We start from the raw sequence: 22,996 nt of genomic DNA on the forward strand, positions 1-22,996 counted from the left end.
AGCAAACAGGACCTCGATCCGCACGATCGTCGGGCAGGACCGTGTCGAATTCGCTGAGCCGTCTCTCCAAAACTACTCGGAAGGTTAGTGGATCAGCAAGGAGCGGAAGCGGCTAACCGACGCCGATGATCGCGTCGCTGGCAATGTCGAGGTGGCTAAGCCGCCTTGAGCCGGTAGCGGAAGACGGTGTGGTCGAGCAGCAGCCTTATGCGCGGTTCGGCTTCCGTCGCCACCAGCCAGCTTGCCGCGATCATGGTCGCGCCGACCAGGGCCATCGACAGGAGGTAAGGCACTCCGGCACGGACCATCGGCCCAAGCATTGCCCCGCCGACGACGTCGTGGATCAGGTAGAGCGGATAGGTCATCAGGCCGATCCGGCGCCAGCCGCTCCAGCGGAGGTCGAGCCGCAGCGACCACGCCATCAGCGCGATGGCGACGAGGAAGATCAGGATCGGCGGCGCATAGGGCATCACGGCACCGACCTTGATGCCGTGGACGTCGACTGAACTGGCGATCTGCAGCACGCCGCCGCCGAGGAACAGCAGGCAAAAGGCTAGGCGCGAGGCCGTCAGCGCCTTGAACCGCATCAGCCACAGCAGCACGCCGACGGCGAAGAAACAGCCGTGATGCACCAGTGTGAGCTGCAGCCAGCGCGTCTCGGCGAAGTCGGCCCAGCCGAGCGGGTAATAGAGGCACCAGAACAGCGTGCTGACCAGGCCGATGACGATGGCGACCGCCTCCATCAGATCGAAGCGGCCAAGCCGCAGCAGGATCCAGACGACGGCGTAGAAGGCGATTTCGATGCCGAGTGTCCAGTAGACGCTGTCCACCCAGGGACCATAGGGCACGAACAGGCCGGTGCGGACGAGCCTGACCACCGCATCGGTCGGCCAGCTCAGGCCGATGGCAAGAAGCAGCACGGCGGTGACCGGCGCGCAGATCCAGACGGCCGGCGCCAGCCGTTTGAGCCTGGCTTCGAAAAACCGCAGCGGCGTCGATTTCTCGGCACTGAAGGCGATGACGAAACCGCTGATGACGAAGAAGATCTCGACGCCGACCCAGCCGGACCCGACCCAGGCGCCTATATCAGGCTGCGCCGGCACGCCGCCTGTGGCCTGTGCCGAGATGCCATCGGGATAGGCCCACACCCAGAAGCCATAGTGGTAGATCATGACCAGAACGGCGGCGAGAAACCGCAGGATGTCGACGCCGCCAAAGGTAATTTTCTGCTGAGCCATACCGTACCGTGGATGGCCCCCCGGCAGACACTGTAGGGTGGCTTGCTGCATTGCACAATAAAAGTATTGCTTGCCGATCAGGATTGGCCAACCGGCAATGGCAGGCTGCGCAAAACCGGTCGCCGCGTCAGCGTCAAATCCCGATCCCGCGCGCCTTCATCGCCGCGGTGATCTCGTCGAGGATGGCCGGGTCGTCTATCGTCGCCGGCATCATCCACGCCTCCTTGTCGGCGATCTTCTGCATGGTGCCGCGCAGGATCTTTCCCGACCGTGTCTTGGGCAGGCGCTTGATCGTCACCACGGTCTTGAAGGCGGCGACCGGCCCGATGCGCTCGCGCACCAGCGCTACCACCTCCTTCTCGATGACGTCGCCGTCGCGCGCGACCCCGGCGTTCAGCACCACGAAGCCGAGCGGGATTTGTCCCTTCATCGCATCGGCGATGCCGACGACGGCGCATTCGGCGACATCGGGATGGGCGGCCAGAACCTCTTCCATGGCGCCGGTCGACAGCCGGTGGCCGGCGACATTGATGATGTCGTCCGTGCGCGCCATCACATAGAGATAGCCGTCCTCGTCGATCATGCCGGCGTCCGCCGTCTTGTAGAAGCCGGGAAACTCGTCGAGATAGGCTTGGCGGAAGCGGGCGTCGGCGTTCCACAGCGTCGGCAGGCAGCCGGCCGGCAGCGGCAGCTTGACCACGACATTGCCGAGCGTCCCGCGCGGCACTTCGTGGCCGGCATCGTCCAGCACGCGGATGTCGTAGCCGGGCATCGGCACGCCGGGTGAACCGTATTTTACCGGCAGCAGGCCAAGTCCCGCGGGATTGATGGTCATCGGCGAACCGGTCTCGGTCTGCCACCAATGGTCGATCACCGGCACGTTCAGCTTCTGCTCCGCCCATTTGATGGTTTCGGGATCGGCGCGCTCGCCGGCGAGGAACAGCGTACGGAATTTCGACAGATCGAATCTGGGAACGAACTCGCCTCGGGGATCCTGTCCCTTGATTGCCCGGAACGCTGTCGGCGCGGTGAACAGCGCGACAACGCCATGGTCCGAGATGACCCGCCAGTAGGTGCCGGCATCAGGCGTGCCGATCGGCTTGCCTTCGAACAGGACGCTGGTGCTGCCATGCAGCAGCGGTCCGTAGACGATGTAGGAATGGCCGACCACCCAGCCGACATCGGACGCTGCCCAGAACACCTCGCCCGGCTTGACGCCGAACTCGTTTTCCATCGTCCATTTCAGCGCGACCATGTGGCCGCCGTTGTCGCGCACAATGCCCTTGGGCTGGCCGGTCGTGCCCGACGTGTAGATGATGTAGAGCGGATCGGTCGAGAGCACCGGCACGCAGTCGACATTGGCGCCGGCCGCCCGCTCGCGCGCGACGGCGTCGGCATAGTCGATGTCGAAATGGTCCTTCAGCTCGCAGCGCAGCTGGTCGCGCTGCAGGATCAGGCAAGCATCCGGCTTGTGGCGGGACATCTCGATCGCTTTGTCGAGCAGTGGCTTGTAGGCAACGATCCTGCCCGGCTCCAGCCCGCAGGAGGCCGAGATGATCAGCTTCGGTTTGGCGTCGTCGATGCGCGTGGCCAGTTCATGCGAGGCAAAGCCACCGAACACGACCGAATGCACGGCGCCGATGCGGGCGCAGGCGAGCATGGCGATGGCCGCCTCAGCCACCATCGGCATGTAGATGATGACGCGGTCGCCCTTGCCGATGCCCCGGTTCTTCAGCACCGAGGTCAGCGCCACCACCTCGCGTTTGAGTTCGGCATAGGTGAATTTCTTCACCGTTCCGGTGATGGCGCTGTCATGGATCAGCGCGATCTGGTCGGCGCGTCCGCCGGCGACATGCCGGTCGATGGCGTTGTAGCAGGTGTTGCAGGTCGCGCCAGTGAACCAGCGGCCATAGACGCCGGCGGTGGCATCGAACACCTTGTCCCAGGGGGAGTACCAGTCGATGGCGCCGGCCGCGTCCGCCCAGAATTGCTCCGGATTGCGTTTCCAGCCGTCATAGACCTCGTGATAGCGTGAAGCCATCGGCACCTCCCAGGAACCATTTGCCGTCTTTGCCAACAGCCTATGCTGTTTTTTCCGGCGCTGTCTTCCCTGATTTTCGTATGAAGCGGCCTTGGCTTGACGCTTGCGCGCCTTATCGTGAAGTCCCGGGGAAGGATCTGAGCGATGCGCCATCCAGCGTCGATCGCTGGCGGTCGGCGGCCGCCGCTTCATCGCCGTGACCGGGCAGCCCCGTTGAGAGGCCGCCCGATAGCCGTCTAACAAACGGTTTCATGGGGCGAAATGTCGATCGCGCTAGATCGGCAGGGCCACAAGCATGAGGCCGACGCCGCCGAAGATCAAAATGGCTGCCGCCAGGGCTTTCCGATGACGTTCGAAAGTCGTCGGAGCCCGCTCCCAGTTGTAACGCATACGCTATCTCCCCAAAACCCCGGGAGTCCTTACCTTACTTAGGGGAAGAAAAGCAACGGCCCGGTCCGTCGACGCACTTGCCTGGAGCGTCATGGCGGCGACTATTTTGGGGATGATTTTCGGTGGGGAACGGGTGATGGTGCATTTTGCGACCGGCCGGACTCTGTCGGACGCAAAGCAGCATGGGCCGTCTCTTCCGGCCGGCCGATAGACAGCACCCCACCACCGCGCTATCTCATTTCGGGGTTCGTGCAGGCTTGTCGGAGTTGGTGATGGAGATTGTCTCTGGTACGATCTTGCGGCTGGCGGACGATGCCTCGGTCCAGCATGTCGGCGACGGTGCGGTCGTGCTTCTGGCGCGCAGCGGTCAACTTTATACCTGCAACGGCACGACGGAAGCCTTTCTCGACAAGATCGACGGTGCGCGCAGCCTCGATCACATCATCGGCCTGCTTTGCGAGGAGTTCGAGGTCGACAAGGATACGCTCGACGTGGACATGGCGGCATTGGCGGCCGATCTGGTCTCGGAAGGCATCCTCGCCGCCCCAGGTGCTTGATGGCTAAGGTACCGCTTGATGGCTGACGGTCCGCTCCTGCGTGCCCTGTTTCGCTGCCATCTCTGGGCAAGCGCGCGGCTTATTCCGGTTCTCATTGCCGGGCGCAGCTTCGAGGATGTCCTGAAATGGGCGCCGCTCGCCTCGCCGACGCCCTATCGCGGCCTGCCGGCCGCCTACATCGTCGCCCGCATCAACCACACCGTCCGCCATCCCTGGCTGATGCGCGACCGCAGATGCCTGCGCGAAGGCTTGCTCGGCCATCGTTTCCTGCGCCTCGCCGGCTTCGATCCGGAACTGCGTTTCGGCGTTGACCCGACTTCACTGCAGACACCGCGCGTCTCGGCGCATTGCTGGGTCTGCCTCGACGGCAGGCCGGTGGTCAGTGACAGCCTTCCCGGCATGGTCGAGATCTATCGCCACCATGCCGATGCCTCGAAAGCGCGCCCCGCTTGACCAGGCCTTCAGCCTGCTACGACCTCAACGGCCAAATCCTCGGCATCTCGGCCGAACGGCCCGAACTGTGGCGCGATTTCGACCGGATGCTGGGCGTCCTGCGCACCGAAGGCGCCGTCGAGACTGGCTTTCGCCTCGATATCACCGAGGCGGATGTCCTGGATGAGGACCCCGGCGGATCGCTCGTCTTCGACGGCGAGATACCCGAAGACGGCTACTGCCGCATGGTCGCCGACGGCGGCACTATCCATCTCGTCTTTCCCGGGCGCCAGACCGTTGCCATCAATGACGAGGAAGGGTGGGCGAAACTCAGGGTTCGCCCTGGTGCGAAAGCCGCCTGGACGCCGTCGATGCTGGTGCTGGACGCGGCACTCGACGCCGGCGGTCAGCATATGCTGCACACCGCCGGGCTGACGCTGCCGGGCCAAGATGCCCTTGTGCTGATCCATGCGCCGAGCGGCACCGGCAAGACCACGACCTCGCTGGCGCTGGCGACGCAAGGTTTTGGTCTGTGCTCCGACGATGCCATGATCCTGAATGTCGCTTCCGGCAAACCCCTGGCCTGGGGTCTGCCGCGCCAGGTCAAGATCCACCAGAAGACCGCCGAAATGATCCCGCGGGTTGCGCCATGTCTCGGCCCGTCATGGGACAGGAATGGCGAGCAGGCCGTCTCGCTGGAGCGGTTGAGCGAGATCGTCCGCATCGAAAGGCCGGTTGCCAGGCCGGTGGCGGCCCTGCTGCACCTCGCGCGCTCCGCCGACAATGAAACCCGGCTCGTGCGCATGGCCCGCACCGATGCGATGGTGGCGCTGGCGCTGGACAATGTCCGCACCGGCATGACCGGCCTGCTGCCGTTGCAGAAGCGCCGCCTGGCAACGATCGGCGGACTGGTTTCCTCGGTGCCGACCTTCACGCTGGAAGTGGGCGCACGCCCGGCCGACGCGGCGGCGCCGATCATAGCCACATTGACCGCGCAGGACTGAACTGGAGTTTCAGGCTGCGTAGGGCCTGGCCTTGGCCAGCCGCTGGATCCAGCGGAAGGCATCGCGGCGCAGGCGCGAGCCGATCTTTTCCCGGGAATTGACCCTGAGCAGCGTGTTCGTCGTGATCAGCCTTTTGGCCAGCCTTATCGAGAGGTCGGGCTTGATCCGGCCCGCGAGTTCAAGCGCGCGGCCCTCGCCGAACAGCTCGCCGGTCACGTTGAGCACGATCGCCAGTTCGAGCTCGATGCCGGTCATGCGGGCGGCGTCGAACAGGCGGGTTTCGGATTCGGCCGATTGCAGCGCCCGCACGGCTTGCAGCACATCGACGCAAAGCTGCAGGCGATGGAATTTGTGACCGCCGGCGGCGTGCACGATGGCGATCGTCAAAAGCGCAGCCGGCGTGTCCGTCGCATCGCCGTCGATGATGGCCAGTTCGCGGAAACCCAGAGACAGGCGCCGCCGCATGCCGGTGTCATGCACCAGGTCGCCATGCAGTTCGACCAGCAGGCTCGAATTCTCCTTTTCCAGCCATTTGAATTCCTGCAGCCGGTAGGATTCGGCATTATTGCTGCCGAGTTCGAAGCGGCATGCCGCGATCACCCGGTTTGCCCGCGCCAGATTGGCGGGCTCGACCAGGATGTCGATGTCGGTGAATGGCCGGTCGGATACGTGGCGATAGAGCTTGCGCGCGAAGACCGGTCCCTTGACGATCCGCGCCGGAATGCCTTGCGCCGCCATCCCCCTCATGATGCGGTCGCCATGATATTGCAGCAGCATTGACTGGCCGGTGGCGATCGTCGCCTTGTCGCGCAGATTGTCCAGCTTCTCCCGCAGGCCGGCGTCAGGTGGCAGATGCGGGTCGCCACGCTCCTGCAATTTGCGCAGCATGATCGGCAGGACGCCGTGGAATTCGGCATTGTCGAGCAGCGCCGACAGTGCCTTTACCGACAATTCTTCGCCGACTGCCGCAACCTCCGGATCGGCGAAGCGCAGCAGCAATCTTTCTTCGGCGCGGGTGAGGGACGGCAGCATCAGCCAGGACAAAATGTCATCGCTAAATGAATTGTCAGGAATGGTTGCAGAAAAGCGCGGCCGAAGCCAGCCTCACATGCCCCAGCGCAATGCCGCCGTGTGGACAGGCGCGTCCCACCAGCCGGTCATCTCGTCATCGAGCATGGTCAGGGTGATCGAGCAGCCGGCCATGTCAAGCGAGGTGACATAGCTGCCGACCAGCGAACGGACTATCGTCACGCCGCGCTTCTCGAAAATCTTTCGCGCGCTGTTGTACATAAGATAGAGCTCCATCAGCGGCGTGCCGCCGAAGCCGTTGACGAACAGCAGCGCCGGTCCTTTCGCCTTGTCGCCGAGATCGCCCAGGATGGCGGTACAGATCTCCTCGGCGATCGCGTCGGCGCTCTTCAAAGTGTCGCGCCGGCGGCCGGGCTCGCCATGGATACCGACGCCGAATTCCATCTCGCCGTCGCCGATATCGAAGGTCGGCTTGCCCGCCGCCGGCACGGTGCCACTCGTCAGCGCCACGCCCATCGAGCGGGTGGCGGCGTTGACGCGCTCGCCCAGCGTCTTCAGCACCGGCAGCGCCAGGCCATGCTCGGCCGCCGCGCCGACGATCTTTTCCACCACCAGCGTACCGGCGACGCCGCGCCGGCCGGTCGTATAGGACGAATTCTCGACGGCGACATCGTCATTGGTCACCACCTGCAGGACGCCGTCGGACATTTCGGCTGCCATGTCGAAATTCATCACATCGCCCTCGTAGTTCTTGACGATGAACAGGCAGCCGGCGCCGGTGTCGACGGCCTGCGCCGCCGCCAGCATCTGGTCCGGCGTCGGCGAGGTGAAGACCTGGCCTGGGCAGGCGGCATCCAGCATGCCATGGCCGACAAAGCCGGCATGCAGCGGCTCGTGGCCAGACCCGCCGCCGGAGATCAGCGCCACCTTGCCCGGCCGCAAGGTCTTGCGGCGGACGAATTTATGGTCCTCGCCAAGCGCCAGGATATCGGCATGCGCGGCCACGAAACCGTCGAGGCTCTCGGTCAGCACCGTGTCCACCGCGTTGATAAATTTCTTCATGGCGTCCTCCCAAACAGCCCGGCAAGAATGGTCAGCTGCCACCCTTGCCGGCGATGCTGGTGATCTTCTGGATGAATTCGTTGATCGCCCGGTCGAGCGCCGCATTCTGCTTGTCGTCGCCGAAATCCGGCACGACAAGCGACACATGACGCGTCTTGCGCATGCCGGCGGCGATCGACATTTTTCCCGGATGCGCCTGATGGTAGGCGGCGAGAAACTGATCCCGCTCGGCCGGACTGAAATGGCAGACGGAAAAAATAGCCGGCAAATGCTTCGACGGAATCGGCACCGTATAGGCCGGGCTTGAAATCTGCGTCACGAAGCTGCGGTGCTTGCCGAGCGCGTCGGCAAGGCGCTGGCGCATGCCGGACGGGCGCTGGTCGATGACCTGCGACAGGATCGTCTTGTAGGCGCGTATCGCCTCTTCGGAGCCGGGTACGGGTTTGATCTCAATCATGCCGGACGCCTAGACCGAAACATCCGCGATGGCCGCCTTGGCCATGGCGAGTTGCGCCGGTGCGACGGAGAGATCGCGCAGGCCCGCTTCGAGCAGCGACGGAATCGCGGCCGGATCGCCGCCGGCATCGCCGCACAGGCTGACTGGAATGCCGTTTTCCCGTCCGAAGGCGACGACCGAGCCGATCAGCCGCAGCACCGCGGGATGGCGGACGGAATTGAGATGGGCCACGGCAGCGTTATCCCGCGCGGCGGCCATCACATATTGCGTCAAATCGTTGGAGCCGATCGAGAAGAAGGCGACGCCGGCGAAGGCCTCCGGCGCGATGGCCACCGACGGCACCTCGACCATGATGCCCAGCGGCGGCATCTTGTGCGCGACGCCACGCGCGGCAAGGGCCGCCTGCTCCTCGGCGAACAGAGCTGCTGCGCGCTCATACTCTTCGGCCATGGCGATCATCGGAAACATCACCTTGAGATTGCCGTGTGGCGCGGCGCGCAGCAATGCCCTGATCTGTACGCGAAAGATGTCGAGCCGCGCCAGCGACAGCCTGATGCCGCGCAGGCCAAGGAACGGATTGCCTTCCTCGATGGTGAAGCCCGGTACCGGCTTGTCGCCGCCGGCGTCCACGGTGCGGATCGTCACCGGCTTTTCGCCGGCCCATTCCAGCACCTTGCGATAGGCGCGATACTGCGTCTCCTCATCCGGCAAACTCTTGCCGAACAGGAATTCGGTGCGCATCAGGCCGACCCCGTCGCAGGTCACGATGTCGATGCCTTCGACATCGGAGGGGTCGGCGATGTTGACCTGAGCGCGCACCGCCGTGCCGGCCTTGGTCACTGCCGGCCGTGCCAGAAAACGTTGCGCCTTGCCCTGGCGGGCCGCGAAGGAAGCGGATGACTGCCGGAACGCGCCGATCTCCGCCGACGAGGGCGCCAGCACGATGCTGCCATGCTCGGCGTCGAGAAGTGCCATGCCGGCAAGACTGGCAAACGTTTCGCGCAGACCCACGACCATCGGCACGCCACGCGAACGCGCCAGCATGGCAACATGGCTGGCCGTGCTGCCTGCCGTTAGCGCGATGCCGCCGCCATGGCTCCAGTCGGTTTCGAGAAAGCGCGTCGGCGCGATATCCTCGCCGCAGAGTATGGCACCGGTCGGTGCCGTGCTGTCGACGTCCTCGGTCAGGGCACGCAGCACCTGGTCCCTGATGTCGCGCAGGTCCGTGGCACGGGCGCGGAAATAGTCCTGGTCGGAGGTCTCGTAGCCGGCGATCTCGGCATCGAGCGCCTGCCGCCATGCCGCGTCGGCGGCCCGTCCGGAAGCGATCGACGCGAAGGCGGGCGCGCTCAAGGCGTCGTCTTCCAGCATGGCGATGTGGAATTCAAGTATGCCGGCGGCGTCACTGTCGGCGGCCTCCACCATGGCCGCAAGCCGGCTCACTGCCGTGCCGATCGCGGCTTCCAGCGCCATCTTTTCTTCCGCAGCGGTGGCTTTGCCGGTGTAGACGGGGGGCGGCCGGTCGAGGTCGAACAGCGGCCCCTCGGCATAGCCGGCCGAGGCCGGAACACCCTCAATCCGCATGGCCCGCATTCCCTGCGGGCCGGCGAAGAAGCGGCCGAGCCTCACGCCGAGCGGACATGACCGGCGTCCTCGTCGAAATCGCGCTGCACCAGGTCGATCAGCGCGCGCACGGCATCATCGGCGCCGCTGCCGCTTGCCCTGATGTACAGCATAGTGCCCTTCGGCGCCTTGGCTGCCATCACCTTGACGATGCTCTTGGCGTCGAACCACGGCCCGTTGGCGGCAAGCGCGATTTCCACGTCAGCGGCAAACGTCTTGGCCAGCTTGGTGAACTTCACCGAAGGACGCGCGTGCAGCCCCACATCGTGGGTGATCAGGACGGTCGCTTCGGCGGCTGCGGACATTTTTCAGAAATCCCGTTCACTCACGACGGCGACAATTCATGCGCCGTCGCCACCACTTCCTTCAGCGAGGCGCCGCCGGAGGATTCGGTCGCGGCCATCACCGCGCCCTCGACGATCGGCGCGTTGCAGACGATGATCTTCTGCGCACGCGGTTCGCCGATCATCTCCACCGCCATTTCCGAGTTGGTCTCGGCGCCGCCGAGATCGACAAGGATGGCGACACCGGCTTCCGACCAGGCCTTGTCGATGGCGCCCATGATCGCCTCGACATTGGTGCCGAGCCCGCCATGGCCGTTTCCGCCGCACCATGCAAGCGGCACTTCGTCGCCCACCATCTGCCGGACCATGTCGGCCGTGCCCTCCGCGACCAGCGGCGAATGTGACACGATCACGATCCCGACATTGCTCATGCGCTTGCCCCGATCGCTTGCCCCACCGAGCGCACCAGCAGCGCGGTCGAGCGCGCGCCGGCATCCATATGGCCGATCGAACGGTCGCCGAGGAACGAAGCGCGGCCGCGCAGCGCCTTCATAGGTACGGTCGCCTCCGCGGCGGCGTCGGCGATGTCGGCTATCTCGGCCGCCGTCTTGTCACCGGCCAAGGCGTCATGCACCGGCTGCAGCACATCGAGCATGGTTTTTTGTCCGACCTGTGACTTGCCGCGCGCGGCCACCGCTTCGACCGCCTTGCCGAAGGCAGCGGCCAGGTTGTTGCGATCGGGATCCGCCGCGATCTCCTTGCCCAGCGCCATGAACAGCGTGCCGAACAAGGGACCTGAAGCGCCGCCCACCGTCATCACCAGCTTGGTGCCGATCGCTTTCAGGGCGTCGGGCAGCGGCTTTGCGGCGAACGCATCAGCCTCCTCCCGCACGGCTTCGAAGCCGCGCTTCATGTTCAGCCCATGGTCGCCGTCGCCGATCGCCTGGTCGAGCGCCGTCAATTCCTCGGCGTGAGCGGCAATCGTATCGGCGGCCACCGCGATCAGCCTGGCAAGGTTCAATGCCTCCATATCGCCCAAAATCCCGGTTTCCAGTCTGCCGGCAGTAGCGAAAGAACGGTCATTCGACAACTGGCGCATGCGTCAGGCCGTGACCAGCAGCGTGGCGGCGGCCGAAAACACCTCGGCCACCGCATGCGCGCCGGGGTCGACCACGCCTTGCAATCTGGTGCCGACATAGGCGGACCGTCCGGCCTTCGCCTTCTCCATGGCGGCCGTCGCATCTGCGCCGCGCCGGGCGGCGGCCGCTGCCTCTTCCAGCCCGTCGGCGTCGAGCGCTTTCAGCGCGGGCTCCAGCGCGTCGACCATGGTGCGATCACCCGGTTTGGCGCCGCCGTAGAAACTCATCCGCTCGAGTCCGGCAAGCAGTGCCTTGGACAGACTGGCACCGCCGCCGAGGGCCTGTGCCGCCGCCGTGAAGAAGATCGACAAAAGCACCCCGCTCGAGCCGCCCATCGACGAACTCAATATGTCGCCGATCGCGCCAAGCGTCGCCGCTGGGTTGGCCAGAGGCAGCGTGTCGAGCCGCTCGAGGATGCTGCGCGCGCCGGTCGCCACCGTCGAGCCGGTGTCGCCGTCGCCGGCCTTGGCGTCGAGCCCGTTCAATGTCGCTTCGAGCGAGATTAGTCTTTCGCAGACCGTGACGATCAGGCGTCTGCTGCCGGCATCCTGGCTGGCCTTGTGCGCAGCACTCTGTCCGGTTGCTTTCGCCATCGGCACGATGGCGGGTGCCGTGACCGGCTTGGCCGGCATCCAGGCATGCGGGCCGACCGGCGCCAGCAAGGCGGCCTCGCGCGCCGCATCGAGCCGGATCAGCGACAGCGAGAAGCCGTTCATGTTGAGCGCCGTCATCAGCGGCCCGGGGCCGATCGACAGTTTGACCGTCTTGGCCAGCGGCGAGGCCAGCACCGCATTGGCAACCAGCGACATTTCGAGCGGCGGCACCGCGCCGAGATTGTTGATCAGCAAGGCATGGCTGGCCTTGGGGTCGAGCCGCGCCGCCAGGCGCTCGGCCATGATCGCCACCAGCCGGTCCGCACTTTGCACCGCGATGCGCTCAACGCCTGGCTCGCCATGGATGCCGAGGCCAAGCTCGCCATCATTTTCGCCGAACCTGTCCTCATGCGGCTGGCCGGGGATGGAACAGGAGGACAGCGACATGCCGAGCGAGACGATATCCTTCGCCGCCGCCCGCGCCGCCGCCGCGATATCGGCCAGATCGTGGCCGGCCTCCGACAGATGGCCAGAAATCTTGTGCACGAACAGGGTGCCGGCGACGCCGCGCGGCTGGGCAATATCAGGCAGCGCGATGTCGTCGGCAACGATCACCATCTCGACGCGAAAGCCCTCAGCGCGCGCCTTTTCCGCCGCCAGGCCGAAATTGAGCCGGTCGCCGGTATAGTTCTTGACGATCAGCAGGCAGCCGGCCGGGCCGGTGACCGCGCGGATGGCAGCGAGCACCGCTTCGACACTCGGCGAAGCGAAGATCTCGCCGGAGACCGCCGCCGTCAGCAGGCCCTTGCCGACAAAGCCGGCATGCGAAGGCTCATGCCCGGCGCCGCCGCCGGAAACGACGCTGACCTTCGACTTGTCCCAGTCGGCGCGCAGCACGACCTTGATCTCGGGATAGCCGTCGAGGCGCGCGAGGCCGCCAGAGCCGATGGTGCGCAACAGGCCGTCCAGCGCCTCGGTGACGATTGTTTCCCTGCGGTTGAAAAAGTGCTTCATCGAATTCGTCCCGTACTCGCAATCGTCAATCAGCAGCGGCGTTGCCCCTTTGGCGGGCAAACACCGAAACCGTTCACATCAATCTTTGTCCATCGGCGCCGAAATAGAGCGGCGAGCGGTAGCGGATCACCACTTTGTCGCCTTGCGCCAGATCGGTGTCCGGGTCGGTCAGCGTCACCAGCTTCCTTGGCCCCACGGTCACGTGCAGATGGTTCTGGTCGCCGAGATGCTCGACCCAGTCGACGACGCCGTCGGCATGACCATTCCTGGCCTTTTCGATCGTCAGATGTTCGGTGCGCGCGCCGATAGTCTTCGTTCCCGCCGGTGCACTGCCATCGGGCAGCAGGCCGGTCGGCAGAAGATTGATCGCCGGCTGGCCGAGCCTTGCCGCGACATGCAGGTTTGCCGGCTCCGAATAGATGGTTCGCGGCGAGCCGATCTGCACCAGCACGCCGTCGGCAAGGATGCCGATGCGGTCGGCCATGGTCATCGCCTCGATCTGGTCGTGGGTGACGTAGAGCATGGTGGCGCCGAGTTCGGACTGGATGCGCTTCAGCTCCAGTCGCAGATCCGCCCGCAGCTTGGCGTCGAGCGACGACAGCGGCTCGTCCATCAGATAAATGGCGGGCTTGCGCACCAAAGCGCGGCCGATGGCGACGCGCTGCATCTCGCCGCCCGACAGCTTGGTCGAGCGGTTGGCGAGCTTGTGGTGGATACGCACCATCTTCGCCACTTCCTCGACCCGCCGGCGGATCTGGTCCTCCGGGATTTTCCGCGCCGGTGAGCGCAGCGGGAAGGCGAGATTGTCGTAGACCGACAGATGCGGATAGAGCGAGTACTGCTGGAACACGAAGGCCGTGTCGCGCTCGGCCGGCGACAGCGTCGTCGCATTATGGCCGCCGATCTCGATGATGCCGGCATCCGGCCGTTCCAGCCCGGCGATCAGCCGCAGCGTCGTCGTCTTGCCGGCCCCGGTCGGCCCGAGCAGCACGACGAACTCGCCGTCCGCTATGTGCAGGTCGAGACCGTTGACGGCGACATGCTCGCCAAAGCTCTTGGTCACGTTCTTGATGTGCACGTCAGCCATGCTGCGCTCTCCCCTGAGAGGCGGTGTCGTGGACCGCGGTTCTCACCGCGCGGCCCGATCCCTTGTCGAACAGCGACAGCCGTGCGCTGTTCAGGGCCAGGCCGACATGGTCGCCTGCATTGAGCCGGATCTCGGCCGGCACCCGTGCCTTGATGATGCCGTCCGCGGTTTCTACCGCGACGATCTGCGTGGTGCCGAGATATTCGGTGCCGTAGATGGCGCCGCGCAGCTTCGAGGCATCGTCGAAACGGATGTGTTCGGGCCGGATGCCGAGCGCCATGTCGGCCGGCGCGATATCCTCGCGCACCTCCGGCACCGCGACCTTCGCGCCCTGGACGACGATCTCCTTGGCACCCTTGGCGAGCCCGCCGCCGAAGCCCAGGAAATTCATCGGCGGCGAGCCGATGAAGTCGGCGACGAACATGGTCGCCGGCCGGTCATAGATCTCGCGTGGCGTGCCGAACTGCTCGATGACGCCGTGGTTCATCACAGCGATCTTGTCGGCCATCGACATCGCTTCCATCTGGTCATGCGTGACATAGACGGTGGTGGCGTGGATGCGGTTGTGCAGTTCGCGCAATTCATGGACCATCAAATCGCGGAATTCGGTGTCGAGCGTGCCGAGCGGCTCGTCCATCAGGAAGCATTTCGGCCGCCGCACGATGGCGCGGCCGAGCGCCACGCGCTGGCGGTCGCCGCCGGCAAGGCCGGAGACGGATTTGTTGAGCAGATGGTCGATACGCAGGAGTTTTGCCGTCTCCTCGACACGCGCGCGGATTTCGGCCGACGGCATGCCTTGCGCCAAGAGCGGAAAGCCGATGTTCTTGCGCACATTCATGTGCGGATAGAGCGCGAACAGCTGGAAGACGAAAGCGATGTCGCGCTCGCGTGCCCGCAGCATGGTGACGTCCTCGCCGCCGAGCAGGATCTCGCCGCCGGTCGGCAGTTCGAGCCCGGCGATCATGCGCAGCGTCGTCGTCTTGCCGCAGCCCGACGGGCCGAGCATGACGAAGAACTCGCCATCCTCGACGATGAAATTGGAATCCTGCACGGCGACGAAATCGCCGAAGGCCTTTCTCAGGTGCTGAACACGGATTTCGGCCATGATTATTCCGGGAACTTCGAGACGATGATGAACATCACGGTGCCGGCAAGCATGGTGATGAAGGAATAGGTGTAGAGCGACAGCGCGAAAGGCTGGAACAGCATCAGGAAGCCGATGGCGATCAGCACTGTGGCGATGTTTTCCATCAGGCCGCGCCGGGCCCAGACCGGCCAGCGCGATTTGCGTTTGACTGATTTGGTCATGCTCATTTGCGCACCGCGCCGAAGGTGATGCCGCGCAGCAATTGCTTGCGAAGCAGGATGGTGAAAACCAGGATCGGCACCAGGAAGATCGTCGTGCCGGCGGCGACTGCCGGCCAGTCCTGGCCGCCTTCGCCGATAATGGTGGGGATGAAGGGCGGCGCGGTCTGCGCCGTGCCCGAGGTCAAAAGGGCCGCGAACGCATATTCGTTCCAGGCGAAGATCAGGCAGAAGATGGCGGTCGCGGCAATGCCGGTGGTCGCTTGCGGCAGCACGGTGCGCCAGAAGGCCTGCAGCCGCGTATAGCCGTCGATCATCGCCGCCTCCTCATATTCGCGCGGGATCTCGTCGATGAAGCCTTTCAAGAGCCATACCGCCAGCGACACGTTGACCGCCGTGTAGAGCAAGATCATGCCGAGCGCGGTGTCCGACAAGCCAAGCTCGCGGTACATCAGGTAGATCGGAATGGCGACCGCGATCGGCGGCATGAAGCGCGTCGACAGGATGAAGAACAGAAGGTCGTCGGCGAGCGGCACCTTGAAGCGCGAGAAACCATAGGCCGACAGCGTGCCGAGAAAGACCGCGCAGAAGGTCGAGCCGAAGGCGATGATCAGCGAGTTGAGGAAGCGCGGCACGAAGTTGGACGGGCCGGCGATCACCATGTTGCGCTTGCGCACGGTCTCGTCGCAGAAGCCGGTCGCCGGCCCCAGCGAGTTGATGTATTCCGGCGTCTGCCGCGTCCGCGTCGTAAACAGGTTGCAATAGCCCTCGATGCTCGGCTGGAACACGATTTTGGGCGGATAGGCGATGGAATCCGGCGGCGTCTTGAAGCTGGTGGCGAAGATCCACAAGAGCGGCACGATCGAGATCAGCGCGTAGGCGATGATGATCGCGCCGGCGATGCGCTTCGAATTCGCTGACGGTGCGACGACCGAGTGGGCAGTGGTCAGGCTCATCTCTGCTTCACCTTGTTCAGCGCCTTGACGTAGATGTTGGCCAACCCGAACACCGCCACGAACAGGATGATGGCGAAGGCCGAGGAATAGCCGGTGCGCCAGCTCTCGAAAGCCTGCCGCTTCAGCGTGATCGAGGCGACCTCGGTGGTGGAGCCTGGCCCGCCGCCGGTCAGCAGGTTGACCATGTCGAACATCTTGAAGTTCTCGATGCCGCGAAAGAGCACCGCCAGCATGATGAAGGGCAGCGCCATCGGCAGGGTAATCGACCAGAATTGCCGCCAGTTGGAGGCGCGGTCGACCTCGGCCGCCTCATAGATGTATTCGGGGATGGAGCGCAGTCCGGCGAGGCAGATCAGCATCACGTAGGGCGTCCACATCCAGGTATCGACGATGATGATCGACCATGGCGCCAGCGACACGTTGGAGAGCATCTGGATGCTTGTCGGTGGAATGCCGCTGACGAACGAGATGACATAGGAGAACAGGCCGATCTGCGGCTCGTAGAGGAAGCGCCAGAAATTGCCGACCACCGCCGGCGACAGCATCATCGGCACCAGGATCAGCGTCGTCCAGAAGGCGTGGCCACGGAATTTCCGGTCGATCAGCCAGGCCAGCGTGAAGCCGATCAGCGTTTCCAACAGGATGGTCCAGAACACGAAATGCGCCGTCGTCTGCATGGCGATCCAGATGTCCTGGTCGCCGAGGATGCGCTGGTAGTTGGCAAAGCCGAGATTCTTCACCACTTCGTTCGGCCGGTTGGCCCGGTAATTGGTGAAGGACAGATAGATCGCCCAGAACAGCGGGAAGATGTTGATGGCCAGCAGCAACAGGATCGTCGGCGAAATGAACAGCCAGGCGAGGCCCTTGTCGCTGATGCCCCGGACCTTGCGGGCCAACGGTTCCGGGGTCGCCCGGGCAACGTTCTCCGCGGTCCGATTGAGCATGGTCAGTCCTGCTTCGGTCACGTCAAGTCTCGATAATGGAATTTATCTGAACTGCGTCCCGTGCCAAGGGCGGCACGGGACGCTCGGGTCGGGCTCGGGAGGAGCCTTACATCTTGCCGTCGTCCTGGAAGACCTGGGTCCAGTCCTTGACCAGGCCGTCGAGTGCATCCTTGGCCGAACCCTGGCCGGCGACGACATAGTCATGGAAGCGCTTCTGCGAGGCCTGCAGCAGCGGCGCGTAGCTCGGCTCTGCCCAGAAGTCCTTCACGATGGCCATCGAGTCGAGGAAGGCCTGCGCGTAGGGCTGGCTGGCGGGGAATTTCGGGTCCTTCACCACGGCGTTCAGGCAGGAATAGCCGCCGAGCGACCACCACTTGGCCTGCACATCCTTGTTGGCGAACCACTTGATGTATTTCAGCGCCGATTCGTGCTTGTCGGAATAGGACACCACCGAGATGCCCTGGCCGCCGAGCTGCGCGAACTGGTCGCCATCGGGACCCTTCGGATTGACGAAGTAGCCGATCTTGTCGCCGCCGACATTCTCGTCCTTCTGCAGGCCGGGCCAGGTGAAGGCGAAGTTCATGTGCATCGCCACCTGGCCGGATTTGAAGGCATCGACGCCTTCGCCCATATAGCTGTTGGAGGCGCCGGGCGGGGTGCAGCAATCATAGAGCGCCTTGTAGAATTCCAGCCCCTTCACCGATTTCTCGGAATTGACGAAGCCTTCCATCTCATAGGGCTTCTTGGGGTTCTCGTACTGGAAGCCATAGCTGTAGAGCACGTCCATGGCACCCATGGTGATGCCTTCCGAGCCGCGCTCGGTGTAGATCGAGGCGCCATAGACCGTCTTGCCGTCGATCTGCCGCTTCTGGAAGAATTCGGCGATCTGCTTCAGCTGGTCGAAAGTGGCTGGCGGGCCGAGGTCCCAGCCATACTTCTCCTTGAATTCCTTCTGCAGCTCGGGCTTGGAGAACCAGTCCTTGCGATAGGTCCAGCCGACGACGTCGCCCATGGCCGGCAGCGCCCAGTAGTTCGGCGTATTCTTCGGCCATTCGGAGTAACCGACGACGGTCGCCGGCACGAAGTCGTCCATGCTGATCTTCTCCTTGTCGAAGAAGTCGTTCAGCTTGACGTAGTGGCCGTTCTCGGCCGCGCCGCCGATCCACTGGCTGTCGCCGATGATCAGGTCGCACAATTTGCCGTGCGAGTTCAGTTCGTTGAGGAAACGGTCGGCATAGTTGGTCCACGGCACGAATTCGAATTTCATGCCGATGCCGGTTTCCTTGGTAAAATCCTTGGACAGTTCGACAAGTGCGTTGGCCGGGTCCCACGCGGCCCAGCAAAGCGTCAGGTCTTCAGCGTGCGCGGCGTTCGAGACGGCTGTCGACGCTGCAATCGCCGAGGCCAGTCCCAACGCCATTTTCAAGCTCGATTTCATGCCTTCCTCCCATTTGCGAAACGCGCCCGGATGACGGTTTCAAGAGCTCTCAACCTCTCTCCTCAGAGGCCCAAACATGGCGGCGCCGGAGCGCGGCAGATGTTTAGTAATTTGTTTAGTGATGCCATTTTTACTAAACAAAGCAAGCGAATTCGTTGCTGCGTCGCAGCATGGTTGCGCTGGTGTCTGAAAACGTTGGGAAAAGTGCAGGCCGGACGGACGCATACCGATCCATGGAAATTGCGCGGCGGGGTTTCGAGCCCGCCTTGAGATCGTCCGCGAGCTCAGTCGACCGGTCTGCTGCTCACCATCACCGGCCGGATCGCTGGCGCCGGCGCCAGCAGCGCGCGGATGTCGGCGAAAGGAAACATCGGCTCGAAGCGGAAGGCTTCGGCCAGCGACCCCTGCACGCCATTGCACTGGCCGGAGCGGAAAAGATTCTGCGTGCGCGCAATGTCGACGAAGCGGTCAGGATCCTGCGACTGGTGCATGCGGATCGCTTTGGCCTTGATCTCGGCATGGGCGGAAATATCGACATAATGCGTCGGCGAAAACCCCGTGCCGCCCATCGTGTCGGCATGCAGAACCGGAACCGCGAACGACGCCGCGATGCGCACGCCGTCCGACAGCGCGCGGTGGTCGGCGTGATAGTCGTTGGGCGCGTGCGTGATCACCAGATCCGGCCCGGTCTCGCGGATCAGCGTTTTCAGCGTGCCGATCAGCGCGGCATCGGCGACCAGCTCGCCGTCGGGAAAGTCGAGAAAGCGTGGCTCAGCACCAAGCAGCATGGCCGCCGCCCTGGCCTCCTCGCGACGGACACGGGCAAGAACCGTGGCATCACTCTTGCCGCCCTTGGCCCCATCCGTGGCCACGGCAAAAGTCAGTTCTGCGCCTTGCGCCGCATAGGCGGCCAGCGTACCGAACATGAAGATCTCGATGTCGTCCGGATGCGCACCGAGCGCCAGTATTTTCAAGCTACTCTCCCCCGGAAATGGAAAAACGTGCCGAACGGAATCCTGCTCGCCCTGATCGCCTATGCAAGCTATTCGGGCAGCGATGCCGTTATCAAGAGCCTGGGCGGACAGTTCACCGTCTTCGAGATCGGCTTCTTCGTCACTTTGTTTGCCGGCTTTTTCCTGTTCTTCACCCGCCCGGCGGGCGAGCGCTGGCTCGATTTCTGGCGCATGAAGCGGCCATGGGCGGTGCAGGCGCGCGCCTGGGCCGGCATCGCGTCGGGCGTGCTCAGCGTCTATGCCTTCACCCACATTCCGCTTGCCGAAGTCTACGCGCTGATCTTCCTGGCGCCCTTGCTGGTCACCATCCTGTCCACCGTCATCCTGAAGGAAAAGGTCGGCCCCTGGCGGTGGCTGGCCGTGGTCGCCGGCTTTGCCGGGGTGATGCTGGTGGTGCGGCCGGGTTTTCGCGAATTGAACCTCGGCCACCTTGCCGCCTTCGTCAATGCCTTCCTCGCCGCGACCAGCGTCATCCTGCTGCGCTCGCTCGCCCAGCAGGAAAAGCGCACCTCGATGCTCGGCGTGCTTGTCGGCTACGGCCTGCTGTTCAACGGGGCCGGCGCCGCCGCCACCTCATTCACCTTGCCGAGTGCCGTGCAGCTCGTCTGGCTGGCGATGGCGGGCGCCTTCACGGCGGGTGGACAATTCATGCAGCTGCTCGCCGCCAAATACGCCGCCGCCAACCGGATCGCGCCGACGCACTATTCGCAGATCGTCTGGGCAGTGATCCTTGGCGCGCTGTTCTTCCAGGAATACCCGGACTGGCTGACGCTGGTCGGCCTCGCGATCGTCGGCGGCTCCGGCCTGCTGACCATGGTGCGCGAGGAGGTGCGGCTGGGCACCGTGCGCTGGAACCCGTTTGCGCGCACCCGGCTTTGAGCCGGTGCCGGTTGCACGGTGACCGTGACCGCTGATATGCGGACGCGATGACTGCAAGATCCCTGCCGGAGCTTCCGGTATCCGCTGTGCTCCCGGCGCTCAGCGAAGCGCTCGGCGCCGGCAACAGCGCCGTGCTGGTGGCGCCGCCCGGCGCCGGCAAGACGACGCTGGTGCCGCTGGCGCTGCTCGATGCGCCGTGGCTGGGCGCGGGCAAGATCGTCCTGCTCGAACCGCGCCGGCTCGCCGCCCGCGCCGCCGCGCGCCGCATGGCGCAATTGCTGGATGAGGAGCCCGGCGCGACCGTCGGCTATGCCATGCGCATGGAAAACCGCACCTCGGCCGGGACGCGGATACTGGTCGTCACCGAGGGCGTGCTGGCGCGCATGATCCTCGACGATCCCGAACTGCCCGGTGTCTCGGCGGTAATTTTCGACGAATTCCACGAGCGTTCGCTCGACGGCGATTTCGGCCTTGCCCTGGCACTTGACGTGCAAGGTGCGCTGCGGCCGGACCTGAGGCTGCTGGTGATGTCGGCGACACTGGATGGCGCGCGCGTCGCCAAACTCCTGTCGGGCGCGCCGGTGATCGAAAGCGAGGGCCGCGCTTTCCCCGTCGATATAAGCTATAACGAACGGCCGGCCGGCGTCCCGATCGAGGACGCGATGGCCAAGGCGATCCGTGCTGCCCTTGCCGACGAGAGCGGCAGCGTGCTTGCCTTCCTGCCCGGCCAGCGCGAGATCGAGCGCACCGCCGAACGGCTGGCCGGCAAGGTCGGCGCCGACACCGACATCGTCCCGCTCTATGGCCTCCTCGACGGCAAGGCGCAGGACGCGGCGATCAGGCCGGCGCCGCCGGGCCGCCGCAAGGTGGTGCTGGCGACGTCGATCGCCGAGACCTCCATCACCATCGACGGCGTGCGCGTCGTCATCGATTCCGGCCTGTCGCGGCTGCCGCGCTATGACCCGGCGAGCGGCCTGACGCGGCTGGAGACGGTGCGCGTCAGCAAGGCCTCCGCCGACCAGCGCGCCGGCCGGGCCGGGCGCACGCAGGCCGGCGTCGCCATCCGGCTGTGGCGCGCCGAACAGACGGCGGCGCTCCCCGCCTTCACGCCGCCGGAAATCCTCGAAGCGGACCTTTCGGGCCTGCTGCTCGACTGTGCCGCCTTCGGCGTCGCCGACCCGACCGGTCTCGCCTTCCTCGATCCGCCGCCGGCGCCGGCGCTCAACGAGGCAAGGGTGCTGCTGCGCGCGCTCCATGCCATCGACGAGCCGGGGCGTTTGACGGAAGCGGGCGCTTCAATGCGCAAGCTCGCTCTGCCGGTGCGGCTGGCGCATATGGTCGCCGAGGCCGCGAAGAGCGGCCATGCGGGCGAGTCGGCCATGCTGGCGGTGCTGCTCACCGAACGCGGCCTTGGCGGCGACGGCGCCGATCTGGAGCGGCGGCTGGTGCGCTTTCGCGGCGAAAGATCGCCCCGCGCCACCGCCGCGCGGCAACTCGCGGAGAGGCTGGCGAGACAGGTGGGCGGTACGAAAAACAGCGAAGCTGTACCCGCCGGTTCTCTTCTCGTCAACGCCTGGCCGGACCGCGTCGCCAAGGCGCGTGGCGAGCGCGGCCGCTTCGTGCTGGCCAATGGCTCCGGCGCCATGCTCGATGCCGCCGACCCGCTGGCTGGCGAGCCGTTTCTTGTCGTGGCCGACCTGCAGGGCAAGGCGCAGAATGCCCGCATCGCGGCTGCCGCGGCAATAAGCGAGGACGACATCCGCGCCACGCTGGCCGACCGGATCGAAACGCGCCGGCAAACCAGTTTCGATCGCGAGCGTCGCGCCGTGCGCGTGCGTGAAACCGTTCGCCTGGGTGCCATCACGCTCGCTGAACGCATGCTGCCGGCTCCTTCAGGCGCCGATGCCGACCGCGCCATAACAGATGCGTTGCGCGAGCACGGCCTGTCGCTGCTGGGCTGGAGCAAGGAGGCTGAGACGCTGCGCCAGCGGCTGTCCTGGCTGCATCGTGGTCTCGGCGCACCCTGGCCCGACATGTCGGATGAAGCGCTGATCGGGCGCCTCGACGACTGGCTGCTGCCCTTCCTGTCGGGGGCGGCTTCCCTGGCCGCCATCGATCCCGGTGTCGTCTCGGCCGGCCTGGCCTCGCTCGTGCCGTACGAACTGCAGCGCAAGGTCGATACGCTGGCGCCGACGCATTTCGACGCCCCGTCCGGCAGCCATGTCCCGATCCGTTATGACGGCGAATGGCCCGTGCTTGCTGTTCGGGTACAGGAACTGTTCGGCCTCGACCGCCACCCTTCGATTGCCAACGGCACCGTGCCGCTGACGCTCGAACTGTTGTCGCCGGCGCATCGGCCGATCCAGACGACACGCGACCTGCCCGGCTTCTGGCGCGGCTCCTGGGCCGACGTGCGCGCCGACATGCGCGGCCGCTATCCCAAACATGTCTGGCCGGAAAACCCGTTGCTTGCGGCGGCTACCGCCCGTGCCAAGCCACGCGGGACCTAGC

General features: G+C 65.0%; 22 protein-coding genes. 5 read left to right on the forward strand and 17 right to left on the reverse strand.

Annotated elements, in window-relative coordinates; all coding sequences use genetic code 11:
* Positions 1 to 155: 155 nt before the first annotated feature.
* Together ACWGS8_RS20405 and ACWGS8_RS20410 are read right to left on the reverse strand one after the other, a co-directional pair.
* Complete coding sequence (locus ACWGS8_RS20405) at positions 156 to 1,238, reverse strand: acyltransferase family protein (protein ID WP_454582604.1); 1,083 nt, start codon at positions 1,236 to 1,238, stop codon at positions 156 to 158.
* 133 nt (positions 1,239 to 1,371) lie between these two features.
* Positions 1,372 to 3,279: a propionyl-CoA synthetase gene (locus ACWGS8_RS20410; RefSeq protein WP_454582605.1), complete on the reverse strand. Its 1,908-nt coding sequence runs from the start codon at positions 3,277 to 3,279 to the stop codon at positions 1,372 to 1,374.
* Positions 3,280 to 3,941: 662 nt separating this feature from the next.
* Here ACWGS8_RS20410 and ACWGS8_RS20415 point away from each other — a divergent pair.
* The 3 genes from ACWGS8_RS20415 to ACWGS8_RS20425 are packed head-to-tail and all read left to right on the forward strand — an operon-like array spanning position 3,942 to position 5,662.
* Complete coding sequence (locus ACWGS8_RS20415) at positions 3,942 to 4,226, forward strand: PqqD family protein (protein WP_454582606.1); 285 nt, start codon at positions 3,942 to 3,944, stop codon at positions 4,224 to 4,226.
* Between the two features lie 18 nt (positions 4,227 to 4,244).
* On the forward strand, positions 4,245 to 4,679 hold the full coding sequence (locus ACWGS8_RS20420; protein WP_454582607.1) for a lasso peptide biosynthesis B2 protein: 435 nt from the start codon (positions 4,245 to 4,247) through the stop codon (positions 4,677 to 4,679).
* The gene (locus ACWGS8_RS20425; protein WP_454582608.1) at positions 4,676 to 5,662 is read left to right on the forward strand and encodes a serine kinase; all 987 of its coding nucleotides are present in this window, start codon (positions 4,676 to 4,678) and stop codon (positions 5,660 to 5,662) included. The genes ACWGS8_RS20420 and ACWGS8_RS20425 overlap by 4 nt, the downstream gene beginning before the upstream one ends.
* A 9-nt stretch (positions 5,663 to 5,671) precedes the next feature.
* On the opposite strand, the gene ACWGS8_RS20430 is transcribed toward ACWGS8_RS20425, so the two are convergent.
* From ACWGS8_RS20430 to ACWGS8_RS20500, 15 genes are all read right to left on the reverse strand, one after another.
* A complete protein-coding gene (locus tag ACWGS8_RS20430) occupies positions 5,672 to 6,694 on the reverse strand; it encodes a nucleotidyltransferase family protein (RefSeq protein ID WP_454582659.1) in 1,023 nt (340 codons plus the stop codon).
* Positions 6,695 to 6,766: 72 nt separating this feature from the next.
* Complete coding sequence (dhaK, locus tag ACWGS8_RS20435; RefSeq protein ID WP_454582609.1) at positions 6,767 to 7,753, reverse strand: dihydroxyacetone kinase subunit DhaK; 987 nt, start codon at positions 7,751 to 7,753, stop codon at positions 6,767 to 6,769.
* Between the two features lie 31 nt (positions 7,754 to 7,784).
* On the reverse strand, positions 7,785 to 8,210 hold the full coding sequence (locus ACWGS8_RS20440; RefSeq protein ID WP_454582610.1) for a hypothetical protein: 426 nt from the start codon (positions 8,208 to 8,210) through the stop codon (positions 7,785 to 7,787).
* Between the two features lie 9 nt (positions 8,211 to 8,219).
* Positions 8,220 to 9,794 (reverse strand): phosphoenolpyruvate--protein phosphotransferase, encoded by a 1,575-nt coding sequence (gene ptsP / locus ACWGS8_RS20445; protein ID WP_454582611.1) that lies wholly within the window; start codon positions 9,792 to 9,794, stop codon positions 8,220 to 8,222.
* Positions 9,795 to 9,835: 41 nt separating this feature from the next.
* Positions 9,836 to 10,138 (reverse strand): HPr family phosphocarrier protein, encoded by a 303-nt coding sequence (locus ACWGS8_RS20450; RefSeq protein WP_454582612.1) that lies wholly within the window; start codon positions 10,136 to 10,138, stop codon positions 9,836 to 9,838.
* 20 nt (positions 10,139 to 10,158) lie between these two features.
* A complete protein-coding gene (gene dhaM, locus ACWGS8_RS20455; protein WP_010913108.1) occupies positions 10,159 to 10,548 on the reverse strand; it encodes a dihydroxyacetone kinase phosphoryl donor subunit DhaM in 390 nt (129 codons plus the stop codon).
* The gene (gene dhaL, locus ACWGS8_RS20460; protein WP_454582613.1) at positions 10,545 to 11,147 is read right to left on the reverse strand and encodes a dihydroxyacetone kinase subunit DhaL; all 603 of its coding nucleotides are present in this window, start codon (positions 11,145 to 11,147) and stop codon (positions 10,545 to 10,547) included. The genes dhaM and dhaL overlap by 4 nt, the downstream gene beginning before the upstream one ends.
* Positions 11,148 to 11,219: 72 nt before the next feature.
* Entirely contained in the window at positions 11,220 to 12,863 is a 1,644-nt protein-coding gene (locus ACWGS8_RS20465) for a dihydroxyacetone kinase subunit DhaK (protein WP_454582614.1), read from the reverse strand.
* A gap of 73 nt (positions 12,864 to 12,936) precedes the next feature.
* A complete protein-coding gene (locus ACWGS8_RS20470; RefSeq protein ID WP_454582615.1) occupies positions 12,937 to 13,950 on the reverse strand; it encodes an ABC transporter ATP-binding protein in 1,014 nt (337 codons plus the stop codon).
* On the reverse strand, positions 13,943 to 15,055 hold the full coding sequence (locus tag ACWGS8_RS20475; RefSeq protein ID WP_454582616.1) for an ABC transporter ATP-binding protein: 1,113 nt from the start codon (positions 15,053 to 15,055) through the stop codon (positions 13,943 to 13,945). Before ACWGS8_RS20475 ends, ACWGS8_RS20470 begins: the two co-directional genes overlap by 8 nt.
* A 2-nt stretch (positions 15,056 to 15,057) precedes the next feature.
* Positions 15,058 to 15,264 (reverse strand): hypothetical protein, encoded by a 207-nt coding sequence (locus ACWGS8_RS20480; protein WP_454582617.1) that lies wholly within the window; start codon positions 15,262 to 15,264, stop codon positions 15,058 to 15,060.
* Entirely contained in the window at positions 15,261 to 16,211 is a 951-nt protein-coding gene (locus tag ACWGS8_RS20485; RefSeq protein ID WP_454582618.1) for a carbohydrate ABC transporter permease, read from the reverse strand. Before ACWGS8_RS20485 ends, ACWGS8_RS20480 begins: the two co-directional genes overlap by 4 nt.
* Positions 16,208 to 17,155, reverse strand: a complete 948-nt coding sequence (locus ACWGS8_RS20490) for a carbohydrate ABC transporter permease (protein ID WP_454582660.1) — start codon at positions 17,153 to 17,155, stop codon at positions 16,208 to 16,210. Before ACWGS8_RS20490 ends, ACWGS8_RS20485 begins: the two co-directional genes overlap by 4 nt.
* Positions 17,156 to 17,261: 106 nt before the next feature.
* Positions 17,262 to 18,593, reverse strand: coding sequence for an ABC transporter substrate-binding protein (locus tag ACWGS8_RS20495; RefSeq protein WP_454582619.1), 1,332 nt, complete (start codon positions 18,591 to 18,593; stop codon positions 17,262 to 17,264).
* A 284-nt stretch (positions 18,594 to 18,877) separates the two neighbouring features.
* Positions 18,878 to 19,567 (reverse strand): PIG-L deacetylase family protein, encoded by a 690-nt coding sequence (locus ACWGS8_RS20500; protein ID WP_454582620.1) that lies wholly within the window; start codon positions 19,565 to 19,567, stop codon positions 18,878 to 18,880.
* A gap of 27 nt (positions 19,568 to 19,594) precedes the next feature.
* Between ACWGS8_RS20500 and ACWGS8_RS20505 the strand changes: the two genes are divergently transcribed.
* Complete coding sequence (locus ACWGS8_RS20505; protein WP_454582621.1) at positions 19,595 to 20,485, forward strand: DMT family transporter; 891 nt, start codon at positions 19,595 to 19,597, stop codon at positions 20,483 to 20,485.
* Between the two features lie 47 nt (positions 20,486 to 20,532).
* A complete protein-coding gene (gene hrpB, locus ACWGS8_RS20510) occupies positions 20,533 to 22,995 on the forward strand; it encodes an ATP-dependent helicase HrpB (protein WP_454582622.1) in 2,463 nt (820 codons plus the stop codon).
* Position 22,996 lies beyond the last annotated feature (1 nt).

It is taken from the genome of Mesorhizobium sp. 43Arga, assembly GCF_053714255.1.